Here is a 15,757-nt window from a genome sequence, read left to right on the forward strand (position 1 = left end):
TATGAAAAAACTTTTTGCATTTCTGTGTCTTGCAACGGCATTGACGGCTTGTTCCGAGTCCAATGATGCGCGTTACCTGATTGCTGCCACGCCGGGTGAACCTGTCAAAAACCTCAGCTCCCGCTCGATCGAGGTTCGTCTGGTGTCACTTCCCACTTATGCATCTGCCTCCGAGATTGTCTCAGAGGGTGAAGGTGGAGCGCTCTTTAACGAGGATCGGGCGCAATGGGCAGATGATCCTGCAAGGGGCATGTCGGTCGCACTCGCTCGCGGTCTGAGCGATCGCACCGGGGCCGCAGTTGCTGTGGAGCCTTGGCCGCTGAACACCCCGGCAGACGTACGGTTGGATGTGAGGGTCGATCAGAGCTACGCCCGCGCCGATGGCGTGTTTGAGTTTTCCGGGCAATATGCCGTGTCCTCACCCGAGGGGCGCGTGCGGGAGTTCGTCAAACGGTTTAAAATTGAAACCCCGGTCGCTGAGCCCGGCCCCGCCGCTTCGGCGCGCGCACTCTCCGCCGCGCTTGCCGAGCTGTCACGGCAGGTGGCTTCTTCTATGTGAGAACAGGTGCGGGGATCAGGCCGCACCTTGTAGGAGATCACGCACAGCGCCAGTCGCTGGGGTGTTCCGCAATGCATCCGGTGTGTCGAACTGCACGATCTGCCCCTGATCCATCACCGCCACCCGATCCGCGAGATCCCAGGCTTCGGCCTGATCATGGGTCACCATGATCGCGCCCACGCCAACCTTCTGCTGCAACGCACGGACCGAACTGCGCAGGGACCTGCGTACCTGGGCATCAAGCGCACTAAAGGGTTCATCCATCAGCAAAAGCTGCGGATTGATCGCCAGAGCCCGCGCCATCGCCACCCGCTGGCGTTGCCCACCAGAGAGCTGCTGCGGGAAACGATCACCGAGATCCGCAAGACCGATCATGTCAAGAAGTTCAGACACTTTTTCGCGCCGCTCTACACGTCCAGGGCGTTCACGACGTGGCAAAACCCGCAGGCCAAAAGCGATGTTGTCTGCCACGCTCATATGGCGAAACAGCGCATAATTCTGAAACACCATTCCAAAGCGTCGCTTACCAGCGGGCAGCCGGGTGATATCTTGACCATCCAGTGTCAGCTGCCCCTGATCCGCGTGCTGCAGACCGGCAATGATGTTCAAGAGCGTGGTCTTGCCCGACCCAGATGCGCCGAGCAATGCTACAAACTCGCCCGCCTCCATCGCCAGAGACACACCTTTCAGAACCTCTGTTCCGTTAAAGCTCTTGTAAATATTGCGTGCCTCAAACGTCATCACACATGTCCTTTCTTCGGGCCAAAGCGGTTCAGGATGCCGCGCAACACCAGCGTCAGCAGTGCCAATGCCGTGAGCACGGTTGCAGCGGCAAAAGCGCCGGTCGCATTATAGTCGTTATACAGAAGCTCGATTTGGAGCGGCAGGGTCATCGTCTCGCCCCGGATCGATCCGGCGACGACACTCACTGCGCCGAACTCACCCATGGCGCGCGCCGCCGTGAGCACCACGCCATAGACAAGCGCCCACGAGATATTGGGCAAAATCACAAATCGGAACAGGTGCCAACCATTGGCCCCCAGAGTGATTGCCGCCTTTTCCTCGTCCTCGCCCGTGACCATCAGCACTGGCAGAAGCTCTCGCACCACAAAGGGGCACGTCACAAAGAGCGACACCAGCACAATCCCGGTGAGGTTAAACATCAACTGCATGCCATACGGCGCCAATGCGCCGCCAACGGGGCCATAAGCGCCATAAACCAGCAAGAAACACAGACCCGCCACGATCGGAGAAATCGCGAACGGTGCCTCGATGATGATTAACAGCGCTCGGCGTCCAAAGAAGCGATAGCGCGCAATCAGCCATGCCGCCGCAACGCCAAAGATCACGTTCAACGGCAGTACAATCAGCGCGGTCAGAACCGTGAGACGGATTGCAAGCAGTGTCTCTTCGTCGAGAATATTCGCCACATAAGTCGCCACACCCTCGCTGAATGCGCGATGAAACACAGCGGCGACAGGCACTGCGATGACCAGCGTGACAAAGAGAAATGAGAGTGAAATGAGAACGATACGCGCCATGATTTAACCCTCGGTCCTGAGGTAGCGGTAGAGCCGTGCCTGCACCAGATTGACCACAATCAACAACAAAAGCGAAAGCCCCAACAGCGTACCGGCAATCGCCGCCGCCGCGGGATAGTCGAATTCATCCAGCCGGATCAGGATCAGGAGTGAGGCAATCTCAGTCTTGAATGGAAGATTTCCTGCGATAAAGATCACCGCCCCAAACTCCCCAAGCGACCGCACAAAGGACAGCACAACACCGGTCAGGATCGAAGGCAAAAGCGGACGCAAGATCACACGGGTGAAACGCTGCACCCCATTGGCTCCTAGCGTCAGTGCAGCCGCTTCTTCGTCGGGGTCAAGCTCTTCTATCGCGGGCTGGATTGCGCGCACGGCGAAGGGCACCGATGTAAAGACCATCGCAATCACAATCCCCCACCATGTGTAGGCGATCTTGATGTCGAGGTCGGCCAGCATCCCGCCGATCCAGCCGGACTTATCATAAAGCGCCACCAGCGCGATGCCTGCCACTGCGGTCGGGAGCGCAAAGGGGATATCCACCAGCGCATCCAACAGGCCCCGCCCCGCAAAGCGATAGCGCACCAGCGCCCACGCCAGCAGCAGGCCAAATACAGCATTTACCAGTGTCGCCAGTGCTGCGGCAGACAATGTGACCTTCAGCGCCACAAGAACACGGCGCGACGTCATCACCTTCAGATAGTCACCGGGGCTCAACTGCGCGAGCTGCCACATCAAACCACTCAGGGGCAGCAGGATGATCAGCGTAACGAACAGCACAGTGACGCCCAGAGACAGGGAAAACCCCGGCAGGACGCGCGGGGCGGTTCGGGTTAGAGAAACCACAGCTCAACTCCGGTGTTAGGTCCGCCCGGCCCCTCTGGGCCGGACGCAGATTCCAGATTTCTGGCTTAGTTGCTGAAAACCTGATCGAGGGTTCCACCATCGCCAAAATGGGTTTCCTGTGCCTCGGCCCAGCTGCCAAAGACCTCTTCGACAGTGATCAGACGCACCTCGGGGAATTTATCAGCCGTTGCGGCGACCACCTCGGGGTGATGCACACGGTTGTTGAAACCTGCAATGATTTCCTGTGCTTCTTTGGAATAGAGGAAGTCAAGATAAGCCTCACCTACAGCTCGGCTCCCGCGTGCGTCTGCCACTTTATCGACAAGTGCCACCGGGAATTCCGCCAGCAGAGAAATCGCTGGAACCACACGATCAAAGGCGCCTTCGTCTTCGCTCGCGCGGATGTTCTCGACCTCGGCCTCGAAAGTGATCAACACGTCTCCCAGTTCGCGCTCAACGAAGCTGGTGGTCGCGCCACGTCCGCCGGTATCAAAGACCACCACATTCGAGAGGATCTTGCCGACGAACTCCTGCGCAGCCGCGTCATCGCCACCGAACTTTTCCAGCGCGTAGGCATAGGCCGCTAGGTAGGTGTAACGCGCATTGCCGCTTGTTTTAGGGTTCGGGAACACGATCTCCACGTCATCACGGGTCAGATCACCCCAATCGTCAATCCCCTTGGGGTTGCCACCCCGCACAAGAAACGCAGGCAGTGAATAATATGGAGAGGCGTTGTTGGGCAGTTTCTGTTGCCAGTCCTCAGCGACAAATCCCTTGTCCGCGAGGATCTGCACATCCAGCACCTGATTGAAGGTCACCAGATCGGCTTGCAAACCTTGCAAGATCGCCCGTGCCTGTTTGGAAGAGCCAGCATGGCTTTGCTTGATTGTCAGGGTGTCACCTGCCTCTGCCTGCCAATGTTCGGCAAAGACCGGATTAAGCGCGGCATAAAGCTCGCGGGCAATGTCGTATGAGACATTGAGGATCTCTTGTTCTTCAGCATGGGCGGGGCTGGTGAGGCCGGCAAACGCGATGGCTGCGGCTCCAAAGCTACGAAACAGAATGCGGGAAGAACGGAGAAACGCTGTAGAAGTGAAAGACATTTGAGACTCCGTTGCTGAGGAATTACTGCAGCATATCTGTCAGATTATTTCCTAACTGCAATGGGTTGGCGCGCATAGAAGTCTCTCATTCCAAAGTTCGTTCCAAGACAGAAACGGCTGTTCTGCATTTCTTGCAGAACAAAAACGCCGCATCGATACGAGGGCGCAGGTCTTGCATCACGGTCTGAGCATCCTCCCTGCAACTGAGCTGTGTTTGTGCACAAATTCTGCACGAAAGCCCCCTGAAACTTGCGAGCCCCGCACCACAAAGCTGCAAGTGCGTCGGTCATCTGTCTGTCAAACAACGCTGCATATCGGAGACAGGACATGAGGCAGGATTTGATTATTCACGGGGTGCCCGACCGCATTCGGCTGGATGGGTGGTGGCTGGACATGACGACCGAGCCGACATCGCCTGCTCAGCCTCGACCTGCAAAACGCACCTCGCTGATTGCATCCTTGCGAATGCGCCATACTGTACCGCTTCTTGCGGCGCTGGTGGTGCTGGCTGATTGGTTGTTTTGGAACCAGCCCGTGGGGATCTCATTTGCGGTCTTTGCACTGGTTCTCTCGGTCGCAATACTGGCCGCAAAACCCCAAAAGCCAACTGTCAAAGAATGGGCCATCGTGACGGCCTTTGCCGTTTTCAGCAATTTGCCAGCCGCGATCGAGCTGCAGTTTCTATCAGTAGTGTTTAGTCTTGTGGGCGTGATCGCCGTTGCCGCCTGGGCCTTTGCGGCGAACACATTGAACGAAGCGCTCGTGCTGCGGCTGATGCTGCGCCTCCCGACAGTGGGGGCGACGCTATTGATGCGCGACGCCATACACAACATGCCCGCAACCGGCTACAAAACAAAGGTGCGGCACCAAGCGGCCGCACTGTTGCTACCACTGGTCATGGGCGCAGTGTTTCTGAGCCTGTTGGCAAGCGCCAATCCCGTGCTGGAGGAGTTTCTGGCAGAAATTGATCTGGCCCGTCTTTTTGAGGCTCAGTTCTGGTTCCGCTTCCTGTTTTGGGGCGTGGTTGCCTCGTTATTGTGGCCCTACCTCAATCTGAGTGAGCGGTGGATGGGCACGAGGGCGCGCCAGTTCTTTGTTCAAAAAGCAGGCCCGACCCGGATCGCATTTTTCATTAATCCAGTGTCGGTTCGTAATTCTCTGTGGCTGTTTAACATACTCTTTTTAATGCAAACTTTTCTGGATATCAGTATTTTGACAGGTGGCGTGTCCCTGCCTGAGGGGATGAATTATGCATCCTATGCCCACCGCGGATCATACCCGCTGGTCGCCACTGCACTTCTTGCCGGTCTTTTTACACTGATCACCCGCAGTATGATCGGTTCTGACAAAACGCTACGATTTCTGGTCTATCTGTGGCTTGGCCAAAACATGTTTCTGGTGGCAACAGCTGCCGTCCGGTTGCAGCACTATGTCGATGCTTACGCACTGACTTATCTACGGGTTGCAGCGTTCATCTGGATGGCGTTGGTTCTTACCGGGCTGTTGCTGACGGTTTGGCAGGTGCATCGTGGCCTGAGCACTGCATGGCTGCTACGCCGCTGTTTTTTGGCATTGGTTGCCACCCTCTATGTTTGCGGGTTGGTGAATTTTGCGGAGATCATCGCCAAATACAACCTCACTCACGGCAGCGCTCTTGCGGAACCGGATAGCTACTATATCTGCAGCCTCGGCACCGGCGCCTATCGCGCCATTCTCGAGTTCGAAGCTCGGACGGGCCAAGATCTGTGCAATCGGATGATAGAACTTGATCTCACCCGAACTGAGATCCGCAATTGGCGTGAATGGGGCTATCGAAAGTGGCAAATCCAAGCCTATTATCGGCAGCAGAATTGAAGGACCCGTTTTGATGCCCGCACGCATTCTTGTTGTAGACGATGACCCCGATATCCTCGAGGTGACCGGGTTCGCGGTTGAAAAGGCTGGTTTTGAAACCCTCTTTGCCAGTGATGGTCTGGCCGCAATCAACGCTCAGCAACAGGAAGATCCAGACCTCATCGTGCTGGATATCGGCCTCCCTGAAATGGATGGATTGGAGGTGTGTCGGGAAATCCGCAAAATCTCCGAAGTACCCATCCTCTTTCTCACCGCGCGGGACGAAGAGATCGACAGAATCCTCGGGTTGGAACTCGGGGCCGATGATTACCTCACCAAACCCTTCTCCCCCCGTGAGTTGGTGGCCCGGATAAAGGCTATCTTAAAACGCAGCGTGTCCGCCCCAAAGCCATCAGACGCCGCAGTGATCCACGGCGCATTACATCTGGATGCGGAGCGGCACCAATGCACTTTCAATGACACTTCGGTATCTTTGACGGGATCGGAGTTTCGGCTGCTGGCGACGCTGATGATCCGCCCTGACCATGTCTTGACCAGAGCGCAATTGGTGGACGCACTTTATGGCTATAACATTCACGTCTCTGACCGAACCATAGACAGCCATATCCGCAACATACGTGCCAAGCTGTCTCAGGCGGGATGCGTCGAAGGGATTGTAACCGTTCATGGTGTCGGACTTCGGATGGGCTCATGCAAGCCAAGCTAAACCGGAAATGGCGGCCCCGGTTGTGGACGGTCGTACTGCTGGTCTTGGGCATTGTCCTGTGCCTGCCCATTGCCGGGCTCATTCTGTTTCGGTTTTACGACAATCAACTGGTTCAACAAACCGAAGAGAGTCTGCTGACGCAGGCCGCTGTCATGTCTGCCACCTATGCGGAGCTTTACGCGGATGCTGCAGGCTTAGAGCCGCCGAATTGGGGGGCTGTATCGCTGGACAATGCGGTTTTTCCATCGTTGTCGATCAACAGCGCTACGGTTTTGCCTCCGCGCCCGGATGCCACACAAATGAAATCGTCGACTGACGCTGTCTACCAGAGCGTCGCAACACAGCTGACGCGCATTGCCAATGCGGCACAGGCTCGGACACTGGCAGGCTACCGGTTTCTTGATCCCGACGGCAATGTGATTGCCGGCACCGCCGAAATTGGACAAGCACTGGGGCATGTGAATGAAGTCAGCGCAGCCCTTGCGGGCAAAACAGTTTCGGTCGCGCGAACCCGCGTCCGCGCCGACAGCCCACCCGCACTTTACACACTCAGTCGCGGTGCCAGAGTGCGCGTTTTTGTGGCAATGCCTGTCATGGTGGATGAGACGCTGATCGGAGCGGTCTATGTGAGCCGCACTCCAAGCCATATTTTCCGCTTTCTCTACAGTGAACGCGTCAACCTCATGAAAGCCGCCGCTTTTGTGGCTCTGTCCGCGGTACTCATCGGGTATGTGTTCTGGCGTTTCATCACCCGTCCCATCCGCCTTCTGATCCAACGCAGTCACATGGCAGGTCATGGCGACAAAGCCTGGGAGCCGCCGGAGCAACTGGGGACGCGCGAAATCGAAGATCTGAGTCACAGCTTCAAGTCGCTCACGCAGCGCCTTCAGAGTAAACAAGACGCGCTGAAGACCTACACAGCACATGTGACTCATGAGCTGAAATCACCGCTTACCGCACTGAAAGGTGCAGCTGAGCTGCTGAGAGATGACGATCTGACCCCGCCGCAGAGGCATCGACTCCTCGATACCGTCGACAAAGGTGGCAAACGCATGGAAGATCTGCTGGCAAACATGCGTGCGTTTAGTCTTGCTGACCAGCAGGCCAACTCTGGGACCTGCTGCCTGAAGAGCATTTATACGCAGATCACGCAGAACTTTCCGCGTCTGACCATACATGTTGAAAATGACGATCTGCAATTGCCAGCGGAAGCGAATACACTCACGATCATCCTCACTCATCTTTTGGAAAACACTCAACAACATGACGCGAAGAACGTCGTTCTCACGGCGCAGCACTCTGGAGACGGAAAGTCGCTGCGCATCGCGGACGACGGCCTCGGTATCAGTGCGGGGAATGTGGATAAAATTCTGCAACCCTTCTTTACCACTCGGCGCGACAGCGGAGGAACGGGAATGGGTCTCAATATTGTAAAAGCCACTGTCGAGGCTATCGGCGGAGAACTCGCCGTTGTCGCCAGCTCAAACGGCGCATGTTTCGAGATCAAATTCGCGTAACGCAAGATGTGCTGGGGCGCGAGCAGCCCCACCCTATAAGACCTCATCACGGTCTATAATTGCGTTCGCGAAATGACGTCCAATCGGCAACATCATCGGCCGTTGCGACACCGGATCTTCGACAATAGTGCAAGATAGACCAAAGACGCGTTGGACCATGGTGGAGGTCAGTACCTCTTTAGGCGGCCCCATCACGTCGATTTTTCCAGCAACCAATGCGGCCAACTGATCACTGTATCGTGCCGCAAGGTTCAGATCGTGCAACACCATCACAATGGTGGTCCCGCGTTTGCGGTTCAGATCGACAAGGAGGTCCAGCACCTCAATCTGATGATTGATATCTAGGTAGGTGGTGGGTTCATCCAGCAGTAATATGCCGGTCTCCTGTGCCAGCGCCATGGCGATCCAGACCTTCTGCCTCTGGCCACCTGAGAGTTCATCAACATCACGATCTGCCAGATCCGCGACACCAGTTGCCTCCAACGCATGTGCGACCGCCAAGTCATCATCGGCTGACCACCGCGCCCAAAGACCCTGATGAGGATGTCTCCCACGCCCAACCAAGTCCAGTACTGAGATACCATCGGGAGCGATTGGAGCCTGAGGTAGCAGTCCGAGCTCGCGGGCCAGTTCCTTGGGTGGCATGCGATGAATTGAGGCCCCATCCAATAGCACTTGGCCCGTTGTGGGGCGCAGCAAGCGAGACAATGCACGCAGGAGCGTCGACTTGCCACACGCGTTGGCACCGACGATCGCCGTTATCTTGCCCGACGGCACATCGAAATCCACCCCGCGCAACACAGAACGCTCGCCGTACTGAGCGTCCAAGCCGGACGCTTTCAGAGGTTTTTGACAGAACCTGTTGTTCAAGCGATGCCCCCTTTGCGATGCATACGGACCAGAAGATAAAGCAGATACGGCGCTCCAAGAACGCCCGTCATAATACCGACGGGATAGCGCGCAGGCAGCAAATGCTGACCAGCAAAATCTGCCAGCAAGACCAGCACAGCCCCAGACAAGGCCGAAATGAGCAGTAGTGGTCCACCCATTCTTGCGACACGCGACGCGATGGGGCGGGCAAGAAATGCAACAAAAGCAATAGGCCCACACACAGCAGTGGCGACTGCGATTGCCCCAACAGCCGATAGCACCACCAGAAGACGCGTGCGTGCTACCGGGACGCCAATCGCGGACGCGGTATCATCGCCCATCTGCAATGCACTAAGGGCGCGACTATGAGAGAGTAATATGGCGGCACAAAACACCAGCGTGAGCGCAACAGGTGCTGCCTGTGCAAGTGTTGCGCCATTCAACGTCCCGGTTAGCCAACGCAAAGCTTCCTCCAACCGCCAAGCTGGCGCTTTGGACAGCGAATAGGCGGTCACACTTTGCAGCATTGCGGCGGTACCAATACCGATCAGTATCAACCTGCCACCTGCGACCCCGTCACGCCACGCCAGCAGATAGATCAAAAGAGCGACCACAAGCGCCGAAACCACTGCCGCAATCGACACCGATAGGCCAGTCGCGCCCCAGAATACGATTGTAAATACGGCCGCCGCACCCGCTCCAGCGGAAATGCCGATGATATCCGGGCTGGCCAATGGGTTGCGTAACAAAACCTGAAATGCAGCACCGGAAAGACCAAAACTGGCTCCGGCGAGGCAGGCCAGAACTGCGCGGGGAAGGCGCAGTTCGCGAACCGTAAAGCTCACGCCTGCGATTTCTTCTCCTAGAATGGCGCGAAACGCCTCTGTTGGCGCAGTCATAGACTGGCCGACCAGCAGAGTAGTGATCACACCTACAATCAAGAGCGTTATAAAAACGATGCAACACCGGTAGAGCGAACGGCGCTGTCGATTGCGTTGGTCACGGATGATCTGAACAAGTGCCGGAGGGGATGCGCTTTCAGTCACAACTCACGGATCCTTTTTCGCCGAACAATCGCGATAAATACCGGTGCCCCTAAAAAAGCCGTGACAACCCCCGCCTCCAACTCTGCAGGACGGGCCAGAAGCCGTCCCAGCACATCAGCACATAACAATAACACCGCCCCACTTAGGGCGCTGAGCGGGAGAAGCAGCCTATGATCTACACCGACGATGAGGCGGCACGCATGTGGAACCACAAGACCAACAAATCCAATGGGTCCACAAATCGCGGTCGCTGCCGCCGCCAAAAGAACCGCCCCCAGTGCTGCAATAACGCGCAAGCGCGCCACTCGGGCCCCAAGCATCGTTGCCACCTCATCCCCAAGCGCCAACATATTAAGACCTTTTGCGCTCACGAGGGCGAGCAAAAGCCCTGCGCAGAGGAATGGCAGCATCGGCCGGATTGCCTCAAATGTTGCACCACCGACACCCCCGATCTGCCAGAGCTGGATACCACCCGCGATGTCGCCACGTGGCAAAATGATTGCCAACGTCAGCGAAGCCAGCGCGACGGAGGTTGCCGCCCCAGCCAGTGCGAGTTTCAATGGTGTGGCACCCCCTCGCCCAAGACTGCCAACCGCATAAACAAACGTTGCTGCAAGAGCAGCACCTGCGCTCGCCGCCCAGAGGAAACCGGTCATAGATTGCAGATTGAACCATGCCACGGCGACAACCACAGCCATGGCTGCCCCTGCATTCACTCCAAGGATACCTGGGTCAGCCAGCGGATTGCGCGTCAGCCCCTGCATTACCGCACCAGACAATCCAAGCGCTGCGCCCGCCAATGCAGCAAGCACAGTGCGTGGCAGGCGCATCTGCACGACGGCCTGCCCCAAAGTTTCGTTTGATCCAGACACCCCGCCAACGACATCAGCCCAGCTGACATCTCGCGCACCAAACAGAAGTGACAGCATTACGGCCAGAACAAGCAGGACCATCAGGAGAGGTAGGGCGACCCCGCCGTTCAGTCGCGTACGTTGCTTGGCTGATGGCTGCTGTTGATTGAGAGCGCCTTGGGCGGAGGTCATTTTACGTTCCGGGCCGCCTGCGCAAGACGCGCGACATAAGTCTCAAGGACCCAGTCAATAGCCAGAGGTGTCGGGTTGGCGCCGGTGCCCATCGGGTCATTGGCCATCAGCACCAATGCGTCATTTGCGATTACCGGCATCCGGGCTGTTAGAGGGTTGCTGCGCAGGCTGTCCAAAAGCTCCTGATCGCCATAGGTCACCGCGATGTCGACATCGGTAAAGGTGTCGATGCGCTCCACACTGATTTCACCCGAATAGCGCCCAGCCTCGGTCGCATCCCGCACACTTTGTGGGGACGTCATACCGAGATCTTCGAAAAACTGGACACGCAGGTCATTGGCAGAATAGAATCGAATTACGCTCAGGTCGCGCGCTCTGAGATGGGTAATGAACATCGCTCGCAGGCCAGCAATCTCCGGGTGTTTGGCTGTCACACTCGCGATTTTCTGTTCGATCTCTGCAATCAGCGCCTCGCCTTCTTGGGCTTGTCCCATCGCAGTAGAGTTCAACCGTATCACTTCACGCCAACTCGTCGCCCATGGTCCCACAGTATATGCAACAACAGGCGCGATCTTACTCAAGGTGTCGTAATCCGACTGGCTCATTCCTGAGTACGCGGCAAGGATCAGATCAGGTTCTGTGGCTGCGACCGCCTCAAAATCTATCCCATCTCCCTCGTCAAAAAGCGCGGGCATTTCTGCCCCCAGTTCTGCAAGCCGCGCCTCGACCCATGGAAAGACACCATTGGCGTCATCATCGCCAAAACCTACCTTTGCAAAGCCGACAGGAACGACACCAAGCGCCAGCGGAACTTCGTGGTTACTCCACCCGATTGCTGCGATGCGCGTGGGCTTCTGGTTAACCACCGTGGTGCCCAACGCATGTTCGATCATAACAGGAAATGGCTGCTCATCGCCTTTGGCATGCGCAGCTGTTAGCCACAATGCCGCAACTGCAAAGCAGACCAGCGAGCAGATAGAACGGGCATATTCCCTATAACTGCGCAGCAGTGCCGGCATCATCACTCTCCTCTCAAATGGTAACTCTCGTTGGTCGCATCGACTTTCACGATGTCAGAAACCGGTCAACCAAACCGACGAGAAAAGGCGTGCTTTTTCTTCGTTGCAACGCAACTAACCAGAGAAACTGACCAAAAAAGTCGAATTCTACAATACGCGATCCTCAGCGGTGTTTAGGGAGCAGCGCGAACACGCGCATAGATCACGCTACGCAACGCCTTCCTTTGGGTGCACGCCGCCATTTCAACCCTGCGCACTGGTTCGTGCCGTCAATGTCCGAATGTCGGCCAGGCAGCACCACAAACAGAACAACAACAAATGAGTACCCAAGGATGACAAAGCACATGCGCAATACCAGCCGCCTGCGTATGCGGACCATGATGGCAGGATGCACCGCTTTGATTGCTGTTCCCTCACTTGCATTTGCTCAGGCAGAGCAAACTCCAGTCGTGTTGGACGAAATCAAGGTGCAGGCCGAAGATGATGCCCAGACCTTAGTGGCCAATGAAGTCACATCCGGCTCTGGTCTAGCCACAGACGTACTGGATACCGCCGCAACGGTATCCGTGGTCACGTCCCGGGAAATCCAACAGCGCGGGGCACAGAACATTGAGCAAGTCCTGAACTATACTGCTGCGGTGGTGACGGACTACTATGGTGCGGACAGCCGATTTGACTACTTCCGAATTCGTGGTTTCGACTCATACACTTACCGCGACGGGTTACGGGTAGGCGCGCCCTTCGGCGGGCTACGTGAAGAGCCCTACGCTTTTGAACGGGTCGAAGTTGTAAAGGGTGGAAACTCGACCACCTTCGGCATTTCAGATCCCGGTGGATCCGTGAATTTTGTCACCAAGACACCCAAGCAAGGCCAGCATGGCGAAGCCTATGTTTCTGTTGGTAGCCACAACAAAAAAGAGGTCGGGTTCGATTTTGGTGACGACCTGAACGAAGAGGGCACGTTGGCCTACCGTCTGGTTGGCCTGGCCCGCGATGCGGATGCAGAGTGGGACTTCTCGCGCGATGACGAAACATACCTCGCTGCGAGCATTGCGTGGCGTCCGACCGCAATGACAAGCTTGGTCTTTGCTTTGGACAACCTGAACCGTGATGGCGTTCCCGGTGGCGGCGGACACCCTCAAGGTACCGATTATGACAGCGGTAGGTATTTTGGCGAGCCCAGCTTCAACTATCGCGGCGTAGATCGCACCACCGCATCGTTGATGTTTGATCACGAGTTCGACAATGGCCTGCAACTCGGCGTCTCGGCACGTTATACAGACAGCGCCTCGGACTATGGCTACATTTATCTGGATGACCGTGCGAATCCCGGTGGGCCAGACATTGATCGCGCTCTATTCGCAAACGACTCCTCCGGAGAGGATCTCGTTCTGAACGCAAACCTGCAATATGATGCAACCTTTGGCACCGTCAAAAGCCGGACTCTTGTCGGAGTTGAGTATTCAGATAGCACCGACTTCAGCACGTCTTGGTGGAGTCCGGTAAATCCCTATAACGAAGCCACCTTTACCTATGGCGCAGGAACTTACAGCCTTGATGGCTTGGCACCCTATCGTGCTCAGCGAACCGACCAGAGCACAAGAAGCCTGTATTTGCAGGAAGAACTCACCTTTGATGATCGGTTGATTGCAAATCTTGGTCTCCGTTATGACAAGGGCAAGACCACCCAAACCAATATGCAGACCGGCGCTGTGAGCCGTGGCGAATACAGCGAAACCACGGTGCGCGCGGGGCTGGTGTATAAAATCACTCCGGACCTTTCGGTATACGGCAGCTATTCGGAATCCGTTGTCCCGGCCAGTCTGACAGTGGAGCCAGAGCGTGGCGATCAATACGAGATCGGTATCAAATATCGCCCGGCTGGTGGGCGAGCGCTGCTAAGCGCGTCGATCTATGACCTGACCAAGTTCAACATGACTGTCACCAATCCAAACACCATGCTGGAAGAAACGATTGGTGAATCCAATGTCCGCGGCATTGATCTCGAAGCAAAGGTCGATCTCTACCGGAACTTCTCCGTCATTGCGGCCTACTCGCACATGGACTCCGAAATTGTTGAGAATGGCACTGGCGGAAACGAAGGCAACGCGCTGCAGTTTGTACCTGATAGCATTGGCTCCCTCTGGGTGAACTATACTGTCCCGGGACAGGGCAGCCGCGGTGACATGATCTTTGGTCTGGGCGCGCGCTACACAGGTGCAATGTGGTTCGACAATGCCAATACTCGTCAAGGTGAGTCATTCACCGTGATGGATGCGTCATTCTCTTATGACATTCGCGAGAACACCAATCTGCGTGTCAATGTTACCAACCTGTTTGATGAAAAGCACATCTCAGGCGGCATCGGTGCGAACTGGTATTCCCCTGCCCGCACAATCAGCGCCACGCTGACGCGCACCTGGTAAGGTCATGATCTTGGATCCGACCCCTTGCATGTGGGGTCGGATCACTCTTCAAGGCGGTACAGCACCAACCGTCGCCAACTCGCCGGGGTGTGCCCCACAACATCGCGAAATACCTTTGTGAAGTGGGACTGATCTGAAAAACCAAGTCGGGCAGCGACTTCCGCAACACTCAGATCGGACTCTCGAAGCAACATCTGTGCATTGCCGATACGGCGATCTTTTTGCCAACGCACCGGTGTCATCCCTGTGGTGCTTTTGAAAACATGCGAGAACCAGCTTTCTGACAGTCCAACAAGCTGCGCCATTTCTGCAATCGACATGCGTTGTCCGCCGCGTTGGTCAAAGCCTCTCTCAAGTTTTCGCATTTGATGACCCGTCAGGCGTCCGCTTCGGCGCTTTTGCATCGGAAACGCAGGGGCCAATGCTGCCATCACCATCGCACCAGCAAGACTCTCAAAATACAAATCATCATGCGCGGGTTCGGAGATTTCCTCCATCAGGAGATGCGCCAGTGCTTCAACCTGAGCAGAGCCTTCAGTCCCGATGGTCCGGCCAAAGATGTCGTCAACCGCATGCTCTCCCAGTGAGGACGTTAAAAACTGCCGCAACCACGCGGCGTCAAAATGCAAATCAAGATGCATAAACTCACTGCCCGCATCAAAGTAACTGCTGATGGGTACCCCCGCAGGTACAAACAGTACCATCGGCAGCGGAAAACCGTGACGCGCGGAGATCTCATAACCTTCGCTGATACGAACGAAGGACATATCGTCCAGAAACACCATCAACCTAGGAACATCGGACCAGTAAGACCCATTCGCACCGGGTTGCCCCTTCGCACGCCAGTGGATTCCAAGCATCCGAGCACAACATCGCCAGCGCGGAGGGACCGTTTTTTCTATTCCCTCGGTTCTGCCTTCAAAATTCTGCAGCAATCCCATTCAGCCATCTCCATGCTTTGTCCGGACTGCCTGATGGCTGAGCGATGTGGTCAGTGCACGGTTTCAGCAACTGCGGAGACCAATGTGAGACACTGAGGGCGGGCTTTCAGGTAGATATTTCCACTGTAATTAGAGCCCCAGGACAAAGCTGTCTATCGTTGAAATCAGACCCAAGTCCCAGTGTTTTCAGCGGAGTGACTTGTTTCATCCGCGCCGGCCCCTTCTTTACTGACCTGCCTGTGAAGCGGCATGCAATACTGACCCACTTAGGTCATGTTGACAAATG

General features: G+C 56.2%; 14 protein-coding genes. 5 read left to right on the forward strand and 9 right to left on the reverse strand.

Features of this window, described 5'->3' with window-relative positions:
- Position 1: 1 nt before the first annotated feature.
- Complete coding sequence (locus UB90_RS21935; RefSeq protein ID WP_065326769.1) at positions 2-559, forward strand: PqiC family protein; 558 nt, start codon at positions 2-4, stop codon at positions 557-559.
- A gap of 15 nt (positions 560-574) precedes the next feature.
- Here the strand turns inward: UB90_RS21935 and UB90_RS21940 are convergent, their stop codons facing one another.
- From UB90_RS21940 to cysP, 4 genes are all read right to left on the reverse strand, one after another.
- Entirely contained in the window at positions 575-1,300 is a 726-nt protein-coding gene (locus tag UB90_RS21940) for an ABC transporter ATP-binding protein (protein ID WP_065326770.1), read from the reverse strand.
- On the reverse strand, positions 1,300-2,100 hold the full coding sequence (cysW, locus tag UB90_RS21945; RefSeq protein ID WP_065326771.1) for a sulfate ABC transporter permease subunit CysW: 801 nt from the start codon (positions 2,098-2,100) through the stop codon (positions 1,300-1,302). The genes UB90_RS21940 and cysW overlap by 1 nt, the downstream gene beginning before the upstream one ends.
- A gap of 3 nt (positions 2,101-2,103) precedes the next feature.
- A complete protein-coding gene (cysT, locus tag UB90_RS21950; protein ID WP_065326772.1) occupies positions 2,104-2,946 on the reverse strand; it encodes a sulfate ABC transporter permease subunit CysT in 843 nt (280 codons plus the stop codon).
- Between the two features lie 65 nt (positions 2,947-3,011).
- Positions 3,012-4,049 (reverse strand): thiosulfate ABC transporter substrate-binding protein CysP, encoded by a 1,038-nt coding sequence (gene cysP, locus UB90_RS21955; protein ID WP_009178338.1) that lies wholly within the window; start codon positions 4,047-4,049, stop codon positions 3,012-3,014.
- Between the two features lie 327 nt (positions 4,050-4,376).
- Between cysP and UB90_RS21960 the strand changes: the two genes are divergently transcribed.
- From UB90_RS21960 to UB90_RS21970, 3 genes are read left to right on the forward strand one after another with little or no spacing between them, the layout of a single operon-like run.
- Positions 4,377-5,903 carry a DUF4153 domain-containing protein gene (locus tag UB90_RS21960; RefSeq protein ID WP_065326773.1) on the forward strand — a complete coding sequence of 509 codons (1,527 nt, stop codon included), beginning with the start codon at positions 4,377-4,379 and terminating at the stop codon, positions 5,901-5,903.
- 13 nt (positions 5,904-5,916) lie between these two features.
- Complete coding sequence (locus tag UB90_RS21965; RefSeq protein ID WP_065326774.1) at positions 5,917-6,609, forward strand: response regulator transcription factor; 693 nt, start codon at positions 5,917-5,919, stop codon at positions 6,607-6,609.
- A complete protein-coding gene (locus UB90_RS21970) occupies positions 6,594-8,126 on the forward strand; it encodes a sensor histidine kinase (protein WP_065326775.1) in 1,533 nt (510 codons plus the stop codon). The genes UB90_RS21965 and UB90_RS21970 overlap by 16 nt, the downstream gene beginning before the upstream one ends.
- 33 nt (positions 8,127-8,159) lie before the next feature.
- On the opposite strand, the gene UB90_RS21975 is transcribed toward UB90_RS21970, so the two are convergent.
- From UB90_RS21975 to UB90_RS21990, 4 genes are read right to left on the reverse strand one after another with little or no spacing between them, the layout of a single operon-like run.
- Positions 8,160-8,996 carry an ABC transporter ATP-binding protein gene (locus tag UB90_RS21975; protein WP_065326776.1) on the reverse strand — a complete coding sequence of 279 codons (837 nt, stop codon included), beginning with the start codon at positions 8,994-8,996 and terminating at the stop codon, positions 8,160-8,162.
- Positions 8,993-10,042 carry a FecCD family ABC transporter permease gene (locus UB90_RS21980; protein ID WP_065326777.1) on the reverse strand — a complete coding sequence of 350 codons (1,050 nt, stop codon included), beginning with the start codon at positions 10,040-10,042 and terminating at the stop codon, positions 8,993-8,995. Before UB90_RS21980 ends, UB90_RS21975 begins: the two co-directional genes overlap by 4 nt.
- Positions 10,039-11,085, reverse strand: coding sequence for a FecCD family ABC transporter permease (locus UB90_RS21985; protein ID WP_065326778.1), 1,047 nt, complete (start codon positions 11,083-11,085; stop codon positions 10,039-10,041). Before UB90_RS21985 ends, UB90_RS21980 begins: the two co-directional genes overlap by 4 nt.
- Positions 11,082-12,107, reverse strand: a complete 1,026-nt coding sequence (locus UB90_RS21990) for an iron-siderophore ABC transporter substrate-binding protein (RefSeq protein WP_110613703.1) — start codon at positions 12,105-12,107, stop codon at positions 11,082-11,084. Before UB90_RS21990 ends, UB90_RS21985 begins: the two co-directional genes overlap by 4 nt.
- Positions 12,108-12,436: 329 nt before the next feature.
- Here UB90_RS21990 and UB90_RS21995 point away from each other — a divergent pair, with 329 nt between their 5' ends.
- Entirely contained in the window at positions 12,437-14,530 is a 2,094-nt protein-coding gene (locus UB90_RS21995; protein ID WP_065326780.1) for a TonB-dependent siderophore receptor, read from the forward strand.
- Between the two features lie 41 nt (positions 14,531-14,571).
- Here the strand turns inward: UB90_RS21995 and UB90_RS22000 are convergent, their stop codons facing one another.
- Entirely contained in the window at positions 14,572-15,471 is a 900-nt protein-coding gene (locus UB90_RS22000; RefSeq protein WP_065326781.1) for a helix-turn-helix domain-containing protein, read from the reverse strand.
- Between the last annotated feature and the right edge of the window lie 286 nt (positions 15,472-15,757).

Source organism: Tritonibacter mobilis (assembly GCF_001681715.1).
GTDB classification, from domain to species: Bacteria; Pseudomonadota; Alphaproteobacteria; order Rhodobacterales; family Rhodobacteraceae; genus Epibacterium; species Epibacterium mobile.

Excerpts from the sequence above, each read along its gene's own strand:
- UB90_RS21970 (WP_065326775.1), top strand. The coding sequence starts at position 6,594 with ATGCAAGCCAAGCTAAACCGGAAATGGCGGCCCCGGTTGTGGACGGTC.
- cysW (WP_065326771.1), bottom strand. The coding sequence starts at position 2,100 with ATGGCGCGTATCGTTCTCATTTCACTCTCATTTCTCTTTGTCACGCTG.
- UB90_RS21935 (WP_065326769.1), top strand. The coding sequence starts at position 2 with ATGAAAAAACTTTTTGCATTTCTGTGTCTTGCAACGGCATTGACGGCT.
- UB90_RS21985 (WP_065326778.1), bottom strand. The coding sequence starts at position 11,085 with ATGACCTCCGCCCAAGGCGCTCTCAATCAACAGCAGCCATCAGCCAAG.
- UB90_RS21960 (WP_065326773.1), top strand. The coding sequence starts at position 4,377 with ATGAGGCAGGATTTGATTATTCACGGGGTGCCCGACCGCATTCGGCTG.
- UB90_RS21940 (WP_065326770.1), bottom strand. The coding sequence starts at position 1,300 with ATGACGTTTGAGGCACGCAATATTTACAAGAGCTTTAACGGAACAGAG.
- UB90_RS21965 (WP_065326774.1), top strand. The coding sequence starts at position 5,917 with ATGCCCGCACGCATTCTTGTTGTAGACGATGACCCCGATATCCTCGAG.
- UB90_RS21990 (WP_110613703.1), bottom strand. The coding sequence starts at position 12,107 with ATGATGCCGGCACTGCTGCGCAGTTATAGGGAATATGCCCGTTCTATC.
- cysP (WP_009178338.1), bottom strand. The coding sequence starts at position 4,049 with ATGTCTTTCACTTCTACAGCGTTTCTCCGTTCTTCCCGCATTCTGTTT.
- UB90_RS21995 (WP_065326780.1), top strand. The coding sequence starts at position 12,437 with ATGACAAAGCACATGCGCAATACCAGCCGCCTGCGTATGCGGACCATG.
- UB90_RS22000 (WP_065326781.1), bottom strand. The coding sequence starts at position 15,471 with ATGGGATTGCTGCAGAATTTTGAAGGCAGAACCGAGGGAATAGAAAAA.